The sequence below is a fragment of the Pseudomonas sp. H2_A10 genome, assembly GCF_054680085.1.
Genome location: NZ_CP162821.1, coordinates 1,276,238 through 1,293,049, shown reverse-complemented (window position 1 = coordinate 1,293,049; position 16,812 = coordinate 1,276,238). Strand labels below are relative to the sequence as shown.

General features: G+C 61.0%; 20 protein-coding genes and 1 pseudogene. 11 read left to right on the top strand and 10 right to left on the bottom strand.

Annotation, left to right across the window (positions count from 1 at the left end):
* Positions 1–63: 63 nt before the first annotated feature.
* Positions 64–492 carry an NINE protein gene (locus tag AB4O23_RS05915; protein WP_017530970.1) on the bottom strand — a complete coding sequence of 143 codons (429 nt, stop codon included), beginning with the start codon at positions 490–492 and terminating at the stop codon, positions 64–66.
* Between the two features lie 250 nt (positions 493–742).
* On the opposite strand from AB4O23_RS05915, the gene AB4O23_RS05910 reads away from it, so the two are divergent.
* Positions 743–1,378, top strand: coding sequence for a C40 family peptidase (locus tag AB4O23_RS05910; RefSeq protein ID WP_017530969.1), 636 nt, complete (start codon positions 743–745; stop codon positions 1,376–1,378).
* Positions 1,379–1,526: 148 nt separating this feature from the next.
* Here the strand turns inward: AB4O23_RS05910 and AB4O23_RS05905 are convergent, their stop codons facing one another.
* Positions 1,527–2,561, bottom strand: a complete 1,035-nt coding sequence (locus AB4O23_RS05905; RefSeq protein WP_017530968.1) for a type IV pilus twitching motility protein PilT — start codon at positions 2,559–2,561, stop codon at positions 1,527–1,529.
* Between the two features lie 57 nt (positions 2,562–2,618).
* Between AB4O23_RS05905 and AB4O23_RS05900 the strand changes: the two genes are divergently transcribed.
* The 9 genes and pseudogenes from AB4O23_RS05900 to AB4O23_RS05860 all read left to right on the top strand — a co-directional run bounded on the left by AB4O23_RS05900 (position 2,619) and on the right by AB4O23_RS05860 (position 9,253).
* Positions 2,619–3,305 carry a YggS family pyridoxal phosphate-dependent enzyme gene (locus AB4O23_RS05900; protein WP_217855516.1) on the top strand — a complete coding sequence of 229 codons (687 nt, stop codon included), beginning with the start codon at positions 2,619–2,621 and terminating at the stop codon, positions 3,303–3,305.
* Between the two features lie 33 nt (positions 3,306–3,338).
* On the top strand, positions 3,339–4,157 hold the full coding sequence (gene proC, locus AB4O23_RS05895) for a pyrroline-5-carboxylate reductase (RefSeq protein WP_065879315.1): 819 nt from the start codon (positions 3,339–3,341) through the stop codon (positions 4,155–4,157).
* 25 nt (positions 4,158–4,182) lie between these two features.
* Positions 4,183–4,770, top strand: coding sequence for a YggT family protein (locus AB4O23_RS05890; protein WP_065879314.1), 588 nt, complete (start codon positions 4,183–4,185; stop codon positions 4,768–4,770).
* Positions 4,771–4,896: 126 nt separating this feature from the next.
* A pseudogene (gene metX / locus AB4O23_RS05885) lies at positions 4,897–6,047 on the top strand (homoserine O-succinyltransferase MetX).
* Positions 6,044–6,664 carry a methionine biosynthesis protein MetW gene (gene metW / locus AB4O23_RS05880; RefSeq protein ID WP_003234603.1) on the top strand — a complete coding sequence of 207 codons (621 nt, stop codon included), beginning with the start codon at positions 6,044–6,046 and terminating at the stop codon, positions 6,662–6,664. The pseudogene metX and the gene metW overlap by 4 nt, the downstream one beginning before the upstream one ends.
* A gap of 20 nt (positions 6,665–6,684) precedes the next feature.
* Positions 6,685–7,119: a DUF4426 domain-containing protein gene (locus AB4O23_RS05875; protein ID WP_017530963.1), complete on the top strand. Its 435-nt coding sequence runs from the start codon at positions 6,685–6,687 to the stop codon at positions 7,117–7,119.
* Positions 7,116–7,712 carry an RdgB/HAM1 family non-canonical purine NTP pyrophosphatase gene (rdgB, locus tag AB4O23_RS05870; RefSeq protein ID WP_026067507.1) on the top strand — a complete coding sequence of 199 codons (597 nt, stop codon included), beginning with the start codon at positions 7,116–7,118 and terminating at the stop codon, positions 7,710–7,712. The genes AB4O23_RS05875 and rdgB overlap by 4 nt, the downstream gene beginning before the upstream one ends.
* Positions 7,709–8,911, top strand: a complete 1,203-nt coding sequence (hemW, locus tag AB4O23_RS05865; protein WP_460085169.1) for a radical SAM family heme chaperone HemW — start codon at positions 7,709–7,711, stop codon at positions 8,909–8,911. The genes rdgB and hemW overlap by 4 nt, the downstream gene beginning before the upstream one ends.
* Positions 8,912–8,929: 18 nt before the next feature.
* Entirely contained in the window at positions 8,930–9,253 is a 324-nt protein-coding gene (locus tag AB4O23_RS05860; protein WP_003176691.1) for a DUF3392 domain-containing protein, read from the top strand.
* 140 nt (positions 9,254–9,393) lie between these two features.
* On the opposite strand, the gene trmB is transcribed toward AB4O23_RS05860, so the two are convergent.
* From trmB to AB4O23_RS05840, 4 genes are all read right to left on the bottom strand, one after another.
* Complete coding sequence (trmB, locus tag AB4O23_RS05855; RefSeq protein WP_058426548.1) at positions 9,394–10,119, bottom strand: tRNA (guanosine(46)-N7)-methyltransferase TrmB; 726 nt, start codon at positions 10,117–10,119, stop codon at positions 9,394–9,396.
* 9 nt (positions 10,120–10,128) lie between these two features.
* Complete coding sequence (locus tag AB4O23_RS05850) at positions 10,129–10,923, bottom strand: thiazole synthase (RefSeq protein WP_017530960.1); 795 nt, start codon at positions 10,921–10,923, stop codon at positions 10,129–10,131.
* Between the two features lie 48 nt (positions 10,924–10,971).
* Positions 10,972–11,172 (bottom strand): sulfur carrier protein ThiS, encoded by a 201-nt coding sequence (thiS, locus tag AB4O23_RS05845; RefSeq protein WP_017530959.1) that lies wholly within the window; start codon positions 11,170–11,172, stop codon positions 10,972–10,974.
* A 79-nt stretch (positions 11,173–11,251) separates the two neighbouring features.
* Entirely contained in the window at positions 11,252–11,626 is a 375-nt protein-coding gene (locus tag AB4O23_RS05840) for a DUF423 domain-containing protein (RefSeq protein ID WP_017530958.1), read from the bottom strand.
* 74 nt (positions 11,627–11,700) lie between these two features.
* On the opposite strand from AB4O23_RS05840, the gene mtgA reads away from it, so the two are divergent.
* The gene (mtgA, locus tag AB4O23_RS05835) at positions 11,701–12,423 is read left to right on the top strand and encodes a monofunctional biosynthetic peptidoglycan transglycosylase (RefSeq protein ID WP_017530957.1); all 723 of its coding nucleotides are present in this window, start codon (positions 11,701–11,703) and stop codon (positions 12,421–12,423) included.
* Between the two features lie 123 nt (positions 12,424–12,546).
* Here mtgA and rpoH read toward each other — a convergent pair whose 3' ends face one another.
* The 4 genes from rpoH to ftsY all read right to left on the bottom strand — a co-directional run bounded on the left by rpoH (position 12,547) and on the right by ftsY (position 16,615).
* Positions 12,547–13,401: an RNA polymerase sigma factor RpoH gene (rpoH, locus tag AB4O23_RS05830; RefSeq protein WP_003176698.1), complete on the bottom strand. Its 855-nt coding sequence runs from the start codon at positions 13,399–13,401 to the stop codon at positions 12,547–12,549.
* Positions 13,402–13,536: 135 nt separating this feature from the next.
* Positions 13,537–14,559: a permease-like cell division protein FtsX gene (gene ftsX, locus AB4O23_RS05825; RefSeq protein WP_017530956.1), complete on the bottom strand. Its 1,023-nt coding sequence runs from the start codon at positions 14,557–14,559 to the stop codon at positions 13,537–13,539.
* Positions 14,556–15,227, bottom strand: a complete 672-nt coding sequence (gene ftsE, locus AB4O23_RS05820) for a cell division ATP-binding protein FtsE (RefSeq protein ID WP_460116489.1) — start codon at positions 15,225–15,227, stop codon at positions 14,556–14,558. The genes ftsX and ftsE overlap by 4 nt, the downstream gene beginning before the upstream one ends.
* Complete coding sequence (gene ftsY, locus AB4O23_RS05815) at positions 15,224–16,615, bottom strand: signal recognition particle-docking protein FtsY (RefSeq protein ID WP_460062572.1); 1,392 nt, start codon at positions 16,613–16,615, stop codon at positions 15,224–15,226. The genes ftsE and ftsY overlap by 4 nt, the downstream gene beginning before the upstream one ends.
* Positions 16,616–16,812: the final 197 nt, after the last annotated feature.

The window sequence follows — 16,812 nt, the reverse complement described above, 5'->3', positions numbered from 1 at the left end:
ACTGATGCACCGCAATCGGGAGCAAGCCCCCTCCCACAGTTGGTTATGTGTAGGCTTCTGGAGTCAACGTCCGCCATTGCGCTCGGCATTGCGAATCGAGATCTGCGTATTCAGCGTCCAGAAGTCATACAGCACCCCCACCAGGAACAAGCCGCCGGTCAGCAGGTAGATCAGGCCGGAGATCCATTTGCCCTGGTACATGCGATGCACACCGAACACCCCAAGAAACGCCAACAGGATCCAGGCCACGTTGTATTCGATGGGCCCGGCGGTAAAACGCAGGTCGGCTTCACGGTCCATGGCCGGGATCAGGAACAGGTCGATCAACCAGCCAATACCCAACAGGCCAAGGGTGAAAAACCAGATCGTACCGGTAACGGGTTTACCGTAATAAAAGCGGTGCGCCCCGGTAAAACCGAAAATCCACAATAGGTAACCGATCACCTTGCTGTGGGTGTCTTGCTGCGGACCAACCTGTTGATAGGTGTTCATGGCGTACCTCTTTTGCTTCGATAGATAAATTTTTTCACTTTCTTTGTGACTTTTTTACGCGCGCCCGACGTACGGCAAATGGTATCTTCACTGCCCTGAAAGCCTTATGCCACCTGACTTGTGTAGGACAATTGCGGCGAATCGTCGCGTTTTTCCGGGTTTTGACCCCAAGGTTCAGTCGACAAACGGCCTGAGAACGACACAAAAAGCTGTTATAAAGTTGCGCGCAAACCCATAAGAGCCACGCCTAATGCGACCATTTTTCAAGACATGGCTAACCATTTGCCTATTAATGCCACTGGCCGCCCACGCCACCAATCGTGAGCAACGACTTCCGAACGTTAACGGTTTTACCCCTAAAGTCCACAGCACCCCAAGCACTGCCAAATCGGTAAAGCCGACCGTCAGCCGCCCGACTCAACTGAGCAAGGCCCACGGTAAAACAGCCCCAGGCCTGATGGCAGTCAACACCAAGCAAAGCAGCAACGTCCTCAGCCGCGCTGTAAATGTGCTCGGTACGCCTTATCGTTGGGGCGGCAGCAGCCCAAGTAAAGGGTTCGACTGCAGCGGCCTGGTGAAATATGCGTTTAACGACGTCGCCGCCGTGGACTTGCCACGCACCTCCAATGCCATGGCCGCTGGCCACGGGCAGAAGGTTGACCGCAAGGATCTGAAACCCGGCGACCTATTGTTCTTCAAACTCAAGAGCCGCCAGGTGAACCACGTTGCCATCTACCTGGGCAACGACCGCTTCATTCACGCACCGCGTCGTGGCAAGTCGGTAAGCATCGACACCCTGAAAAAACCGTTCTGGGACAAGAACTACGTGATTGCCAAGCGGGTTCTGCCCAAAGAGCAGAACAGCTTGCGGGTAGTGCAGCGCTGATCCAAAGCTGAAACGCCGTAAATGTGGGGGGTTTGCTCCCGATGGCAGTGAGTCAGCTACAAATAAGCTGACTGATCCACCGCTATCGGGAGCAAGTCGAATCGTCGCACCGCCCCTCCCACATTTGATTTTTGTCGTTCACAAACCCTCAGATATCCCCAGGCACCCGCGCTTTCTCTCGCGCCTCTTCACGGCTGATCACTCCCTCCGTGACCAGCGCCTTCAAACTCATATCCAGCGTTTTCATCCCCAGCGCCCCGCCCGTCTGGATCGCCGAGACCATCTGCGCCACCTTGTCCTCGCGGATCAGGTTACGAATGGCTGGTGTGCCCAGCATGATTTCATGGGCCGCCACGCGCCCGCCGCCGAGCCTCTTCACCAGTACCTGGGACACCACGGCTTGCAGCGACTCCGACAGCATCGAACGCACCATGGCTTTTTCACCTGCTGGGAACACATCCACCAGGCGGTCTACGGTCTTTGCCGCCGAGGTGGTGTGCAAGGTGCCGAACACCAAGTGCCCGGTCTCTGCCGCCGTCAACGCCAGGCGAATGGTTTCCAGGTCGCGCAACTCGCCCACCAGGATCACATCCGGGTCTTCGCGCAGTGCCGAGCGCAGCGCTGCCGCAAAGCTGTGCGTATCACGGTGTACCTGGCGTTGATTGATCAGCGCGGTTTTCGGCCTGTGGATAAATTCGATGGGGTCTTCCAACGTGAGGATGTGCTGGCGCCGGTGCTGGTTGAGATGATCGATCATCGCCGCCAGGGTGGTGGACTTGCCGGAGCCGGTAGGCCCGGTCACCAGTACCAGGCCGCGCGGCAACCGGGCGATACGCTGGAATACATCGCCCAAGCCCAGGTTCTCCAAACTCTGGACCTCGGCCGGGATGGCGCGAAACACTGCGCCCATGCCGCGATCCTGCTGGAACACGTTTGCCCGGAACCGCGCCACGCCGGGCAGCTCGAAGGAAAAATCCGTTTCAAGAGATGTTTCGAAATCGTTTTGTTGGTGCTCGTTGAGCAAAGGGCTTAACAAGTCCGCAACTTGCCGGGATGAAAGCACCGGCCAATCCAGGGGCCAAACCTCGCCATCGATTCTCAGCATGGGCACCAGGCCAGCCGACAGATGCAGGTCGGAGGCGCCCCGGCGCACCCCAACCGTAAGCAATTCAGTGATATCCATAGGGCTTTCCATTTCCAGTAGAATGCCGCGGACTCCATATCCACGGGCGCATCTTGAATGTCGACGATAGCAGACAATATCGGCCAGGTTAGCGGGCGCATCCGCGCCGCGGCCGAGGCCGTGCAACGTGACGCAAACAGCATCCACCTGCTGGCCGTGAGCAAGACCAAACCCGCGCCAGCTGTGCGCGAAGCCTATGCCGCCGGGCTGCGCGACTTTGGCGAGAACTATCTGCAGGAAGCCTTGGGTAAACAGGCCGAATTGACCGACCTGCCCTTGAGTTGGCACTTCATCGGCCCCATTCAATCGAATAAGACTCGCGCCATCGCCGAGAACTTCGACTGGGTGCATTCCGTGGACCGCCTCAAAATTGCCCAACGCCTGTCCGAACAACGCCCGGCCGAGCTGCCGCCGCTGAACATTTGCATTCAGGTCAACGTGAGTGGCGAAGCCAGCAAGTCCGGCTGCACGCCCGCCGACCTGCCGGCCCTGGCCAACGCGATCAGCGCCCTGCCGCACTTGAAGCTGCGCGGTTTGATGGCGATTCCCGAGCCGACAGAAGATCGGGCCGAGCAAGATGCGGCGTTCGCCACCGTGTGCGACCTGCAAGCCCGTTTGAACCTGCCGCTCGACACACTTTCCATGGGCATGAGCCACGACCTTGAGTCGGCTATCGCCCAGGGTGCCACCTGGGTGCGGATCGGTACCGCCCTGTTTGGTGCCCGCGACTACGGCCAGCCATGAAATGGCTGACTTCCCTCTGAGTAAGGACCTGTCATGAGCAACACGCGTATTGCCTTTATCGGCGCCGGAAACATGGCGGCCAGCCTGATCGGCGGCCTGCGGGCCAAGGGCCTGGACTCCACGCAGATCCGCGCCAGCGATCCGGGTGAAGAGACCCGCGCCCGCATCAGCACCGAACATGGCATCAACACCTTCGCCGACAATGCCGAGGCCATCCAGGGCGTCGACGTGATCGTGCTGGCGGTCAAGCCGCAGGCCATGAAGGCCGTGTGCGAGAGCCTGCGCCCGAGCCTGCAGCCGCACCAACTGGTGGTGTCCATTGCCGCCGGCATCACCTGCGCCAGCATGAACAATTGGCTCGGCGCCCAGCCGATCGTGCGCTGCATGCCCAATACCCCGGCGCTGCTGCGCCAGGGTGTAAGCGGCCTGTACGCCACCGCCCAAGTGAGCGCCGAACAGCGTGAGCAGGCCCAGGAGTTGCTGTCCGCCGTGGGCATTGCCCTGTGGCTGGAACAGGAGCAGCAACTGGACGCGGTCACCGCCGTGTCCGGCAGCGGCCCGGCCTATTTCTTCCTGCTGATCGAGGCCATGACCGCCGCCGGCGTGAAGCTGGGGCTCTCCAAGGAAGTTGCCGAGCAACTGGCCGAGCAAACCGCCCTGGGCGCGGCGAAGATGGCCGTCACAAGCGATGTGGACGCGGCCGAGTTGCGCCGTCGCGTAACGTCACCGGGCGGCACCACGCAAGCTGCGATCGAATCGTTCCAGGCCGGGGGCTTTGAAGCCCTGGTAGAAAAAGCACTGGGTGCCGCGGCGCATCGTTCGGCCGAAATGGCCGAGCAGCTGGGCAAATAGTCGTCTCCCTACGAAGGAATACATGATGCTTGGACTCAATGACGCCCTGATCTTCATCATCCAGACCTTGGGCAGCCTGTACCTGCTGATCGTGCTGATGCGTTTTATCCTGCAACTGGTGCGGGCGAACTTCTACAACCCGCTGTGCCAGTTCGTGGTGAAAGCCACCCAGCCGCTGCTCAAGCCACTGCGCCGCATAGTGCCGAGCATGTTCGGCCTGGACATGTCGTCGCTGGTGCTGGCACTGCTGCTGCAGATCCTGCTGTTTGTGGTGGTCTTGATGCTAAATGGCTACCAGGCCTTCACGGTGCTGCTGTTGCCGTGGGCGCTGATCGGTATCTTCTCGCTGTTTTTGAAGATCATCTTCTGGTCGATGATCATCAGCGTGATCCTCTCCTGGGTCGCACCCGGCAGCCGCAGCCCTGGGGCAGAACTGGTGTACCAGATCACCGAGCCGGTGCTGGCGCCGTTCCGTCGCCTGATCCCCAACCTGGGCGGCCTGGATATCTCGCCGATCTTCGCGTTTATCGCGATCCAACTGATCCAGAGCTGGGTGATTCCGCGCCTGGCATTCTATGCGTTCATGCCTAAAGAGCTGTTTGGCTTGATCTGACACGCGGAACAAATGTGGGAGCAAGTCGCGCACCGCGCTCCCACATTTTGCTCCGTGCGGGCCTTTGCTTGCCGCTGGGGTTCCCGCTCTTTAGACTTACGCCTCATTTAAACGAGAGCAGGGTCGATGCCAGCTGCCTTCCCCCCGATTCTGTTGGACTGGTCGTGCCGCAAGTGGCGCACTTCAGCGAACCCCTGGCCTTGGCCTGCGGTCGCTCGCTGCCAGCCTACGACCTGATCTATGAAACCTACGGCCAATTGAATGCCACGGCGAGCAACGCCGTGCTGATCTGCCACGCCCTGTCCGGCCATCACCACGCCGCCGGTTTCCACTCTGCCGACGAGCGCAAGCCCGGCTGGTGGGACAGCTGCATCGGCCCCGGCAAGCCCATCGATACCACCAAGTTCTTTGTGGTCAGCCTGAACAACCTCGGCGGTTGCAACGGTTCCACCGGCCCCAGCAGCCTCAACCCGGAAACCGGCAAGCCATTCGGCGCCGACTTCCCCGTGCTCACGGTGGAAGACTGGGTGCACAGCCAGGCGCGCCTGGCCGACCTGCTCGGCATCAACCAGTGGGCGGCGGTGATCGGCGGCAGCCTGGGCGGCATGCAGGCATTGCAATGGACCATCACTTACCCGGATCGAGTGCGCCACTGCCTGGCCATCGCCTCGGCCCCCAAGTTGTCGGCACAGAACATCGCCTTCAACGAAGTGGCGCGCCAGGCAATCCTTACCGACCCCGAGTTCCACGGCGGCTCGTTCCAGGAAGCGGGTGTGATCCCCAAGCGCGGCTTGATGCTGGCGCGGATGGTCGGGCATATCACTTACCTGTCCGACGATTCCATGGGCGAGAAATTCGGCCGTGGCCTCAAGAGCGAGAAGCTCAACTACGACTTCCACAGCGTCGAATTCCAGGTGGAAAGCTACCTGCGCTATCAGGGCGAGGAGTTTTCCGGGCGTTTCGATGCCAATACCTACCTGCTGATGACCAAGGCCCTGGACTATTTCGACCCGGCTGCCAATCACGACGATGACCTGGCGAAAACCTTCGAGCACGCCACAGCCAAGTTCTGCGTGATGTCATTCACCACCGACTGGCGCTTCTCACCGGCGCGCTCGCGTGAGCTGGTGGATGCCCTGATGGCCGCCAAGAAAGACGTCTGCTACCTGGAGATCGACGCACCGCAAGGCCACGACGCCTTCCTGATTCCGATCCCACGCTACCTGCAGGCGTTCAGTAACTACATGAACCGTATTTCGCTTGTGAGAACGCCATGAGAGCCGACCTGGACATCATCCAAGACTGGATCCCCGCCGGCAGCCGCGTGCTCGACCTGGGCTGCGGCGACGGCGAACTGCTGAGCTGGCTGCGCGACCACAAGCAAGTCACCGGCTACGGCCTGGAAAACGATCCGGACAACATCGCCCAGTGCGTGGCCAAGGGCATCAACGTCATTGAGCAGGACCTGGACAAGGGCCTCGGCAACTTTGCCAGCAACAGCTTCGACATCGTGGTGATGACCCAGGCCCTGCAAGCGGTGCATTACCCGGACCGGATCCTCGACGAAATGCTGCGCGTAGGCCGCCAGTGCATCATCACCTTCCCCAATTTCGGGCACTGGCGCTGCCGCTGGTACCTGGCCACCAAGGGCCGCATGCCGGTATCGGATTTCCTGCCCTACACCTGGTACAACACGCCGAACATCCACTTCTGCACCTTTGAAGACTTCGAAGCGCTATGTGGCGAGCGTGAAGCCAAGGTGATCAACCGCCTGGCCGTCGATCAACAGCATCGCCACGGCTGGGCGAGTAAGCTATGGCCCAACCTGTTGGGCGAAATCGGTATCTACCGGGTCAGCAGCCCTGGCCTGACCGACCACAAGATTGCCGTCTAATCATTTCAAGAGGGACGCTCATGAGTCGTCTGGCTATTTTTCTACTGACTGCGTGCCTGGGCGCCAACGCCATGGCTGCGGACACTATCGACGCGAATCGCAAGAAAGACTTCGGTGACATCACGGTTCACTACAACACCTTTACCTCAAGCTTCCTGCCGCCAGAGACTGCACAGAAAATCGGCGTGGTGCGCAGCAAGGAAAAGGGCTTGATCAATGTGACCGTGATCAAGGGCGTGACCCCAGTCGCCGCGCAGGTGACCGGGACCATCAAGGACTTGGGTGGTAAAAGCGAGATCCTGACGTTCAAGCAAATCGAAGAGAAAGGCGGGATCAGCTACCTGGCGCCCTACTCCGTGACGCAGCGCGAATACAAGACGTTCACCATCAACGTCGAAACCGGTGGCAAAGCCCACGGTTTCCAATTCAACCAAGAACTGTTCCCGGCCAACTGATGACGCTCACACAACTCGTACTGGCCAGCCACAACGCCGGCAAACTCAAAGAACTGCAGGCCATGCTCGGCGAGTCCGTGCAACTGCGCTCAATTGGCGAGTTCAGCCAGGTGGAGCCCGAAGAGACCGGCCTGTCGTTTGTCGAGAACGCCATCCTCAAGGCCCGCAATGCCGCGCGCATTTCTGGCCTGCCGGCGTTGGCGGATGACTCTGGCCTGGCCGTGGACTTCCTCGGCGGCGCCCCTGGCATCTACTCGGCCCGTTACGCCGACGGCAAAGGCGATGCCGCCAACAACGCCAAGCTGCTCGACGCTCTCAAGGACGTGCCGGACGTGATGCGCGGCGCGCAGTTCGTCTGTGTGCTGGCCTTGGTGCGCCATGCGGACGACCCACTGCCGATCCTTTGCGAAGGTTTGTGGCACGGGCGCATCCTGCATGCGGCCAGTGGCGAGCATGGTTTTGGCTATGACCCGCTGTTCTGGGTGCCGGAGCGCAATGTCTCCAGCGCCGAACTGAGCCCGGCCGACAAGAACCAGATCAGCCACCGCGCCCGTGCAATGGATCTGCTGCGCCAACGCCTGGGCCTGAAATGACCCACGACACTCCGGCGCTGGCGCTGATCCATGGCGGCGCGCAACCACCTCGGGCGGCCTTGCCAGTACTGCCGCCCCTGGCGCTGTATATCCACATCCCGTGGTGCGTGCGCAAATGCCCCTATTGCGACTTCAACTCCCATACCGCAAGCGCAGTGCTTCCGGAAGAAGAGTACGTAGACGCCTTGCTGGCTGACCTGGACCAGGACCTGCACGCCGTTTACGGGCGGGAGCTGAGCTCGATCTTCTTTGGTGGCGGCACGCCCAGCCTGTTCAGCGCAGCGGCACTGGGCCGCCTGCTCGAGGGCGTGGAAGCGCGCATCCCGTTTGCCGGCGATATCGAAATTACCCTGGAAGCCAACCCCGGCACCTTCGAACAAGAAAAGTTCGTGGCGTATCGCAAACTGGGGATCAATCGCCTGTCCATCGGCATCCAGAGCTTCCAACAGGCAAAACTCGAGGCGCTGGGCCGCATCCACAACGGCGATGAGGCCGTTCGCGCCGCCGGCATGGCGCGCCAGGCCGGGTTCGATAACTTCAACCTGGACCTGATGCACGGCTTGCCCGACCAGTCCCTCGACGACGCCCTGAGCGACCTGCGCCAGGCCATCGCACTCAAGCCCACACATTTGTCGTGGTACCAGTTGACCCTGGAACCCAACACCGTGTTCTGGAACCAGCCGCCCGCGCTGCCGGAAGACGACACCCTGTGGGACATTCAGGAAGCTGGCCAGGCACTGCTGGCCGAGCACGGTTACGCCCAATACGAAGTGTCGGCCTACGCCCAACCGGGCCGCCCGGCACGGCACAACCTGAATTACTGGAGCTTCGGCGACTTTATCGGCATCGGCGCCGGCGCCCATGGCAAGCTCAGCCATCCGGACGGGCGTATCGTGCGCACCTGGAAAACCCGCGCACCAAAGGACTACCTCAACCCGGCCAAAAGCTTCCAGGTCGGTGCGAAGGAACTGACCAACGACGAGCTGCCCTTCGAGTTCCTGATGAACGCGCTGCGCCTCACCGACGGCGTCGACGCCAGGCTTTATGCCGAACGTACCGGCCTCGACCTGGCCAGCCTTGACGAGGCGCGTCGCGAGGCAGAACAAAGTGGCTTAATGCAGGTCGAACCGTCACGCCTGGCGGCCACCGACCGCGGGCAACTCTTTCTCAATGACCTGCTGCAGAAGTTTTTGAGCTGACGCTCTTAAGGAAATCGAATGGATTTGGTACTCGACCTGCTCGCCACCGTATCCCGCTGGAGCCGTAGCAACCTGTCGGAAATCTCCCTGGCCCTCGTCGGCTGCTTGCTGGTGCTGTTCGGCGCCGACATCAAGGGCTGGGTCGAAGCGCGCCTGGGCAGCATTGCCGGCGCCCTGCGCGTGCCGCTGATGGCCCTGCTATGCATGATCGGCAGCGGTGCCGCGCTGATCTACGCCACGCCGTGGATTGTGCGAGGGTTGAGCCAGTTCAACAACTACAGCCTGGCGCCGGTGCTGGTGGTGGTGCTGGTGTTGATTGGGGTAGTGGCTGACCGCCGCTGATCTCAAACCCAACACATAACAAATGTGGGAGGGGGCTTGCCCCCGATAGCGGTGTGTCAGCCACCAAATCTTTGGCTGACACACCGCTATCGGGAGCAAGCCCCCTCCCACATTTGATTGCATTACAAGTCAGTGGCGAGTTAAGCCAACTTCTCGAACTTCAAATCCCAAACCCCATGCCCCAATCGCTCACCGCGACGCTCGAACTTGGTGATTGGACGCTCAGCCGGGCGCGGCACGCATTTGCCGTCCTCTGCCAGGTTGCGGTAGCCAGGGGCGACGTTCATCACTTCCAGCATGTATTCGGCATACGGCTCCCAGTCGGTGGCCATGTGCAGAATGCCGCCCACTTTCAGCTTGCTGCGCACCAGTTCGGCGAAGGACGCCTGGACGATGCGGCGCTTGTGATGACGGGCTTTGTGCCAAGGGTCGGGGAAGAACAGCATCAGACGATCGAGGCTGTTGTCGGCGATGCAGCGGTTGAGCACTTCGATCGCGTCGCAGTCGTAAACCCGTAGGTTGGTCAGGCCCTGGGTCAGCACGCCGTTGAGCAAAGCACCGACACCCGGACGGTGTACTTCCACGCCGATGAAGTCCTGGTCCGGCGCGGCGGCGGCCATTTCCAGCAGGGAATGGCCCATGCCGAAGCCGATTTCCAGGGAACGCGGGGCCGAACGGCCGAACACCTGGTCGTAATCCACCGGCGCGTCGGCAAGCGGCAATACGAACAGCGGCGTGCCTTGCTCCAGGCCTTTTTGCTGGCCTTCGGTCATGCGACCGGCGCGCATCACAAAGCTCTTGATGCGACGGTGCTTGGACTCGTCGCCTGCTTCCAGGGTGTTCGGCGTTTCGTTTGATTCAGTCATCAATGGCTCTTACTTGATCAGACCATCCAGCGGCGAAGAGGCGCTGGCGTAGAGTTTTTTCGGCATGCGCCCGGCGAGGTAGGCCAGGCGGCCCGCGACGATGGCGTGGTTCATGGCTTGCGCCATCATGATCGGTTGCTGGGCATGAGCGATGGCCGAGTTCATCAGCACCGCGTCGCAGCCCAGTTCCATGGCGATGGTCGCGTCGGAGGCAGTGCCCACGCCCGCATCCACCAGCACCGGGATCTTGGCTTCTTCGAGGATGATTTGCAGGTTGTAAGGGTTGCAGATACCCAGGCCGGAGCCGATCAGACCGGCCAGCGGCATCACTGCGATGCAGCCGATTTCGGCCAGTTGACGTGCAATGATGGGGTCATCGCTGGTATAGACCATCACGTCAAAGCCTTCCTTGACCAGGGTCTCGGCGGCCTTGAGGGTTTCGATCACGTTGGGAAACAGGGTTTTCTGGTCGGCCAGCACTTCCAGCTTCACCAGGTTATGACCGTCGAGCAGCTCGCGGGCCAGGCGGCAGGTGCGCACGGCTTCGATGGCGTCGTAGCAACCGGCGGTGTTCGGCAAAAAGGTGTAGCGGTCCGGTGACAGCACTTCGAGCAGGTTCGGCTCGCCCTCGATCTGGCCGAGGTTGGTGCGACGCACGGCGAAGGTGACGATTTCGGCGCCCGAGGCTTCGATGGCCAGGCGGGTCTCTTCCATGTCGCGGTACTTGCCGGTGCCGACCAGCAAACGGGACTGGTAGGTACGACCGGCCAGGACGAAAGGCTTGTCGCTACGAACGATGCTCATGGGAAATCCTCGTAATGGGGTGAGGTTCTGCAGAATCCGGGGAGGCGACTAGCCGCCGCCAATGGCATGGACCACTTCGACCTGATCGTTTTCTTTCAGCGCGGTCTCGGCGTGCTGGCTACGCGGGACGATATCCAGGTTGAGCTCCACTGCGACGCGACGCCCGGTCAGGTCCAGGCGGGTCAGCAGGGCCGCAACGGTTTCACCGTCGGGCAGTTCAAAGGGTTCGCCGTTCAACTGAATGCGCATGCCACGGGCCGCCATCGTTTTTAGGGGCCAGCATTCTAGCCCGATTGGGGCATGAAGGTCAGCTCCAAGCGTCAAGCGGTCACAGCTGCAAGCGCCAAGCGGCCAGCCCCAACAGCAACCAGCCGAGCAGGAAGGCCAGACCGCCGAACGGCGTGATGATGCCGAGTTTGCTGATGCCGGTCAGGGTCAGCACGTACAGGCTGCCGGAGAACAGCAGGATGCCGACCACGAACGCGATGCCCGCCCAGGTCACCAGGCGGCCCGGCAGGTGCGCCGCCAGCAACGCAACGCCGAACAGGGCCAGGGTGTGCACCAGTTGGTACGTCACGCCGGTGTGGAAGATTGCCAGGTATTCGGCGCTCAGGCGGTTTTTCAGGCCGTGGGCGGCGAAGGCGCCGAGGGCCACACCGGTGAAGCCGAAAAAGGCAGCCAGCATCAGAAAGCTACGCAGCATGAGGAACTCCAGTCAGACTCATCGGGCAGGGTCTGTATAATGGCCCGCTCAACGGGTTCGGCCAAGCCATCTCTATGCTGCGTCTCCTCTTCAAACGCTGTCTCAACGTCATGAAATGGTTTGCCATTGGCAGTGTCTTGCTGGTGCTGCTGTTGCGTGTCGTCCCGCCACCGTTCACTGCGCTGATGGTGGAACGCAAGGTCGAATCCTGGTTCGACGGTGAGCCTATCGACCTGCAACGCACCTGGGTGCCGTGGGACGAGATTTCCGATGACCTCAAAGTCGCGGTGATGGCCGGTGAAGACCAGCGCTTCCCGCAGCACTGGGGCTTCGATTTCGGCGCGATCCAGGCGGCGATCCTGCACAACGAGCGTGGCGGATCGATTCGCGGCGCCAGTACGTTGAGCCAACAGGTGTCGAAAAACCTGTTCCTATGGGCCGGTCGCAGTTATTTGCGCAAAGGCCTGGAGGCGTGGTTCACCGGACTGATCGAGGTGTTGTGGCCCAAGCAGCGGATTCTTGAGGTGTACCTCAACAGCGTGGAATGGGATGAAGGGGTGTTTGGTGCCGAAGCGGCGGCGCGGCACCATTTTGGGGTGAGTGCCAAGGGGCTGTCGCGGCAGCAAGCCAGTTACCTGGCGGCGGTATTGCCTAATCCGCGGGTGTGGAGCGCCAGCCATCCAACGGCGTACGTGGCACGGCGCGCGGCGTGGATTCGCCAGCAGATGAGCCAGTTAGGTGGGGACGGCTATCTCGCGGAACTGAACAACGCTCGCAAAGCACCCTGGTCCGACTGACACGACACAAAACAAATGTGGGAGGGGGCTTGCTCCCGATTGCAGTAGGTCAGCCACGTGGATGTGGACTGACACTCTGCTATCGGGAGCAAGCCTCCTCCCACCGTTTGATCGTGTCGCCCGTTAAGCGGCGATCGACAGTTTCAACTTGTTCATCGCGCTTTTCTCAAGCTGACGAATCCGCTCGGCCGACACGTTGTACTTCTGGGCCAGGTCGTGCAGCGTGGCTTTTTCTTCCGCCAGCCAGCGCTGGTAGAGGATGTCACGGCTGCGATCGTCCAGCACTTCCAGGGCTTCGTGCAGGTTGTGGTTGGAGTTGTCGCTCCAGTCGGCGTCTTCCAGTTGACGCGCCGGGTCGTACCGGTGGTCTTCCAGGTAGTTGGCCGGCGATTGGAAGGCGCTGTCGTCGTCCGCTTCGGCAGCCGGGTCGAAGGCCATGTCATGGCCGGTCAGGCGGCTTTCCATCTCGCGCACTTCGCGAGGCTCCACACCGAGGCTTTCAGCCACGCGATGGACTTCCTCGTTGTTCAGCCACGCCAGGCGTTTCTTCTGGCTGCGCAGGTTGAAGAACAATTTGCGCTGGGCCTTGGTGGTCGCGACTTTCACAATGCGCCAGTTGCGCAGGATGAACTCGTGGATTTCCGCCTTGATCCAGTGCACGGCGAACGACACCAGGCGCACACCCATTTCAGGGTTGAAGCGCTTTACCGCCTTCATCAGGCCAACGTTGCCTTCCTGGATCAGGTCAGCCTGGGCCAGGCCGTAGCCGCTGTAGCTACGGGCGATATGTACGACAAAACGCAGGTGGGCGAGCACCATCTGCCGAGCCGCCCCCAAATCCTGCTCATAGTAGAGACTCTCGGCCAGTTCACGCTCCTGCTCGGGCGTCAGCAAGGGAATGCTGTTGACCGTGTGCACATAGGCCTCAAGGTTCGCACCCGGGACCAAGGCATAAGCAGGTTGCAAAGAAGTGGTCATACGAAAAAACCTCCGACTCACATAACTCGTGCAGTTCAGCACTGCGAAAATTGACCTGGGAACCGTAGGACAAGTTCCCTAAACCGCTGATACGGCCAATACAAACGAAACCACATTAATCTGACATTAACTAAACTACTTCGGCGCCAGCTCGCGTAAATGCCGCGCCACCGCGATCCACGCACCGATATACCCCAACAAGACCGCGCCAAGCAAGAGACTCAGACCATCGGCCACCGGCACGCCGGCCAGGGCAAAATCGCTGCCGTACAAGCCAGCAAGCCCGACAACCGCGTCATTCAGCCAGTTCAGGCCAAATGCCAGCACTCCCCAGGACAAAATCCCAGCACCGAAGCCATATAGCGCGCCCATGTACAGAAAAGGCCGACGCACATAGCTGTCCGTGCCGCCGACCAGTTTAATCACTTCTATCTCGGTGCGACGGTTTTCAATATGAAGACGAATGGTATTACCTATCACCAAAAGTAATGCAGACACCAACAACACCGTCAGGCCGAACACAAAACGGTCACCCAGCTTGAGGATCGCGGCCAGGCGCTCTACCCAGACTAGATCAAGTTGCGCCTGTTGCACCTTGGGCAGCTCTGCGAGTTTTTGTCGCAGGGCTTCCAGGGCCGGTTTGTCGACTTCATTCGGCGTCACCAGCACCACGCCCGGCAGCGGGTTCTGCGGCAGCTCCTTGAGCGCCTCGCCCAGGCCGGACTGTTGCTGGAACTCTTCAAGCGCCTGATCGCGGCTGACGTACTCGGCATCCGCCACGCCGGGCATGTTCTTGATGTCGTCGCGCAACGCTTCGCCCTGCTGCGTGCTGGCGTCCAGGTTCAGGTACAGCGAAATCTGCGCCGCACGTTGCCAGGAGCCGCCCAGGCGTTCCACATTATTGAGCAACAGCGACAAGCCCATCGGCAGGCTCAAGGCCACAGCCATCACCAGGCAGGTGAAAAAGCTACCGATTGGCTGTTTGCCCAGGCGGCGCAGGCTGTCGATCAGGCTGGCGCGATGGCTTTCGATCCAGGCGCGCAGCAGGGTGCTGAAGTCCGGGCCGTCATCGTCGTCGTGTTTTTTCTTTTTCGGTTGCGGGTCGGCCGGCTTGGGCGCCACGCGTTCGGATACTTTAGGGCTGCGTGTGGCACTCATACGCCGGCCTCCCCGTCACCGATCAGGCGACCGCGTTGCAGGGTCAGCATGCGGTGGCGCATACGTGCGATCAGCGCCAGGTCGTGACTGGCGATGAGTACGCTGGTGCCCAGGCGGTTGATGTCTTCGAACACCCCCATGATCTCGGCCGCCAGGCGCGGGTCGAGGTTACCGGTGGGCTCGTCGGCCAGCAGCAAGGCCGGGCGGTGGACAATGGCGCGGGCAATGCCGACGCGCTGTTGCTGGTCCGTGGACAGATCGCCAGGGTAGAGGTCGGTCTTGTCCGACAGCGCCACGCGCTCCAGGGCCGAATCCACGCGCTTGATGATTTCGGCCTTGGACAACCCCAGGATCTGCAACGGCAACGCAACGTTGTTGAAGACGGTGCGATCGAACAGCAACTGGTGGTTCTGGAACACCACGCCGATCTGACGGCGCAGGAACGGAATCTGCGCATTGCTGATGGTGGCCAGGTCTTGGCCTGCCAGCAGCAGTTTGCCAGTGGTGGGGCGTTCCATGGCCAGCAGCAGGCGTAACAGGGTACTTTTGCCGGCGCCGGAATGGCCGGTCACAAACAAGAACTCGCCGCGACGCACTCGAAAGCTCAGCTCATGCAAGCCCACATGCCCGTTGGCATAGCGTTTACCGACCTGTTCGAATCGAATCATGAACGCTCCCGCTCGGCAAACAGTGCCTGTACAAAGGGTTCGGCTTCAAAGGTGCGCAGGTCGTCGATGCCTTCACCGACGCCGATATAACGAATCGGCAACCCGAACTGTTTGGCCAGGGCAAAGATCACGCCGCCTTTGGCCGTGCCGTCGAGCTTGGTCAACGCCAGGCCGGTCAGTTGCACCGTCTGGTTGAATTGCTTGGCCTGGCTGATGGCGTTCTGGCCGGTGCCGGCGTCGAGCACCAGCAGCACTTCGTGGGGCGCGTCGGCGTCAAGCTTGCCGATCACGCGGCGCACTTTCTTCAGCTCTTCCATCAGGTTGTCTTTGGTGTGCAGGCGCCCGGCGGTGTCGGCGATCAGCACGTCGATGTTGCGCGCCTTGGCGGCTTGCACGGCATCGAAGATCACCGAAGCGGAGTCGGCACCGGTGTGCTGGGCGATCACCGGGATCTTGTTGCGCTCACCCCACACTTGCAACTGCTCGACGGCAGCGGCGCGGAAGGTGTCGCCGGCGGCCAGCATGACTTTCTTGCCTTCCAGTTGCAGCTTCTTGGCCAATTTGCCGATGGTGGTGGTCTTGCCGGCGCCGTTGACGCCCACCACCAGGATCACAAACGGTTTTTTCGGGGGAATCACCAGCGGTGCTTCAACAGGCTTGAGCATCGCAGCCAGCTCGGCCTGCAAGGATTTGTACAGTGCGTCGGCATCGGTCAACTGCTTGCGCGCAACCTTCTGCGTGAGGCTCTGGATGATCACGGCGGTGGCTTCTACACCCACGTCGGCGGTGAGCAGACGGGTTTCGATGTCTTCCAGCAGTTCGTCATCGATGGTCTTTTTGCCCAGGAACAGGCTGGCCATGCCTTCGCCAATGCTGGCGCTGGTTTTGCTCAGGCCTTGCTTGAGGCGGGCGAAGAAGCCGGTCTTGCCGGTTTCGGTTGATGGCGCGACGGGCGCAGGCTCGACGACAGCAGGTGCGGCAACCAGAGGCGCGGGGACTTCAACGACCGGCGGCGCTTGAACCACGACGTGTTCTACCGGCTCCGGTTCAATCACCGTTGGAATCGGCGGCACCACGTGCTCGGCCTGCACATCCTCAACCAGAGCGACCGGCTCTTCGGCCACCGGCAACTGCGGCCATGGCGTATGCTCGGGCTCCGGTGCGGCCTCGGCGACCGGCTGCAACACCGGCTCAGCCATCGGCAACACCACCGGCGCCGGCGCTTCGGCAACCGGTTCGGCATCGATTACGGGTTCAGGGGTCGGTTCAGCTTGAACCTGCGGCTGTTCGACGACGGTTTCCTGCGGCTTTTTGCGCAGCCATCCGAACAGGCCTTTCTTCTCGCCAGCCGCAGCTGGGGTCTTCTTGTCGTCGTTGGAACCAAACATGGAGACGGCTATCTCAAGGTAGCGACGCGCCAAGGGGCGCGTCGGTAAATAAAATACGATGCGTAACAGACTGTTTTTTAGCCAGCTCGTTCATGCGCAACATTTTGTAAGGCCTAAATAGAGCCTTAACAAGACAGCCGCAGTGGCCGTCCTTAAGTCGGACCAGTATCCTAGCACCTCCTCGCCCGCCGACGCTA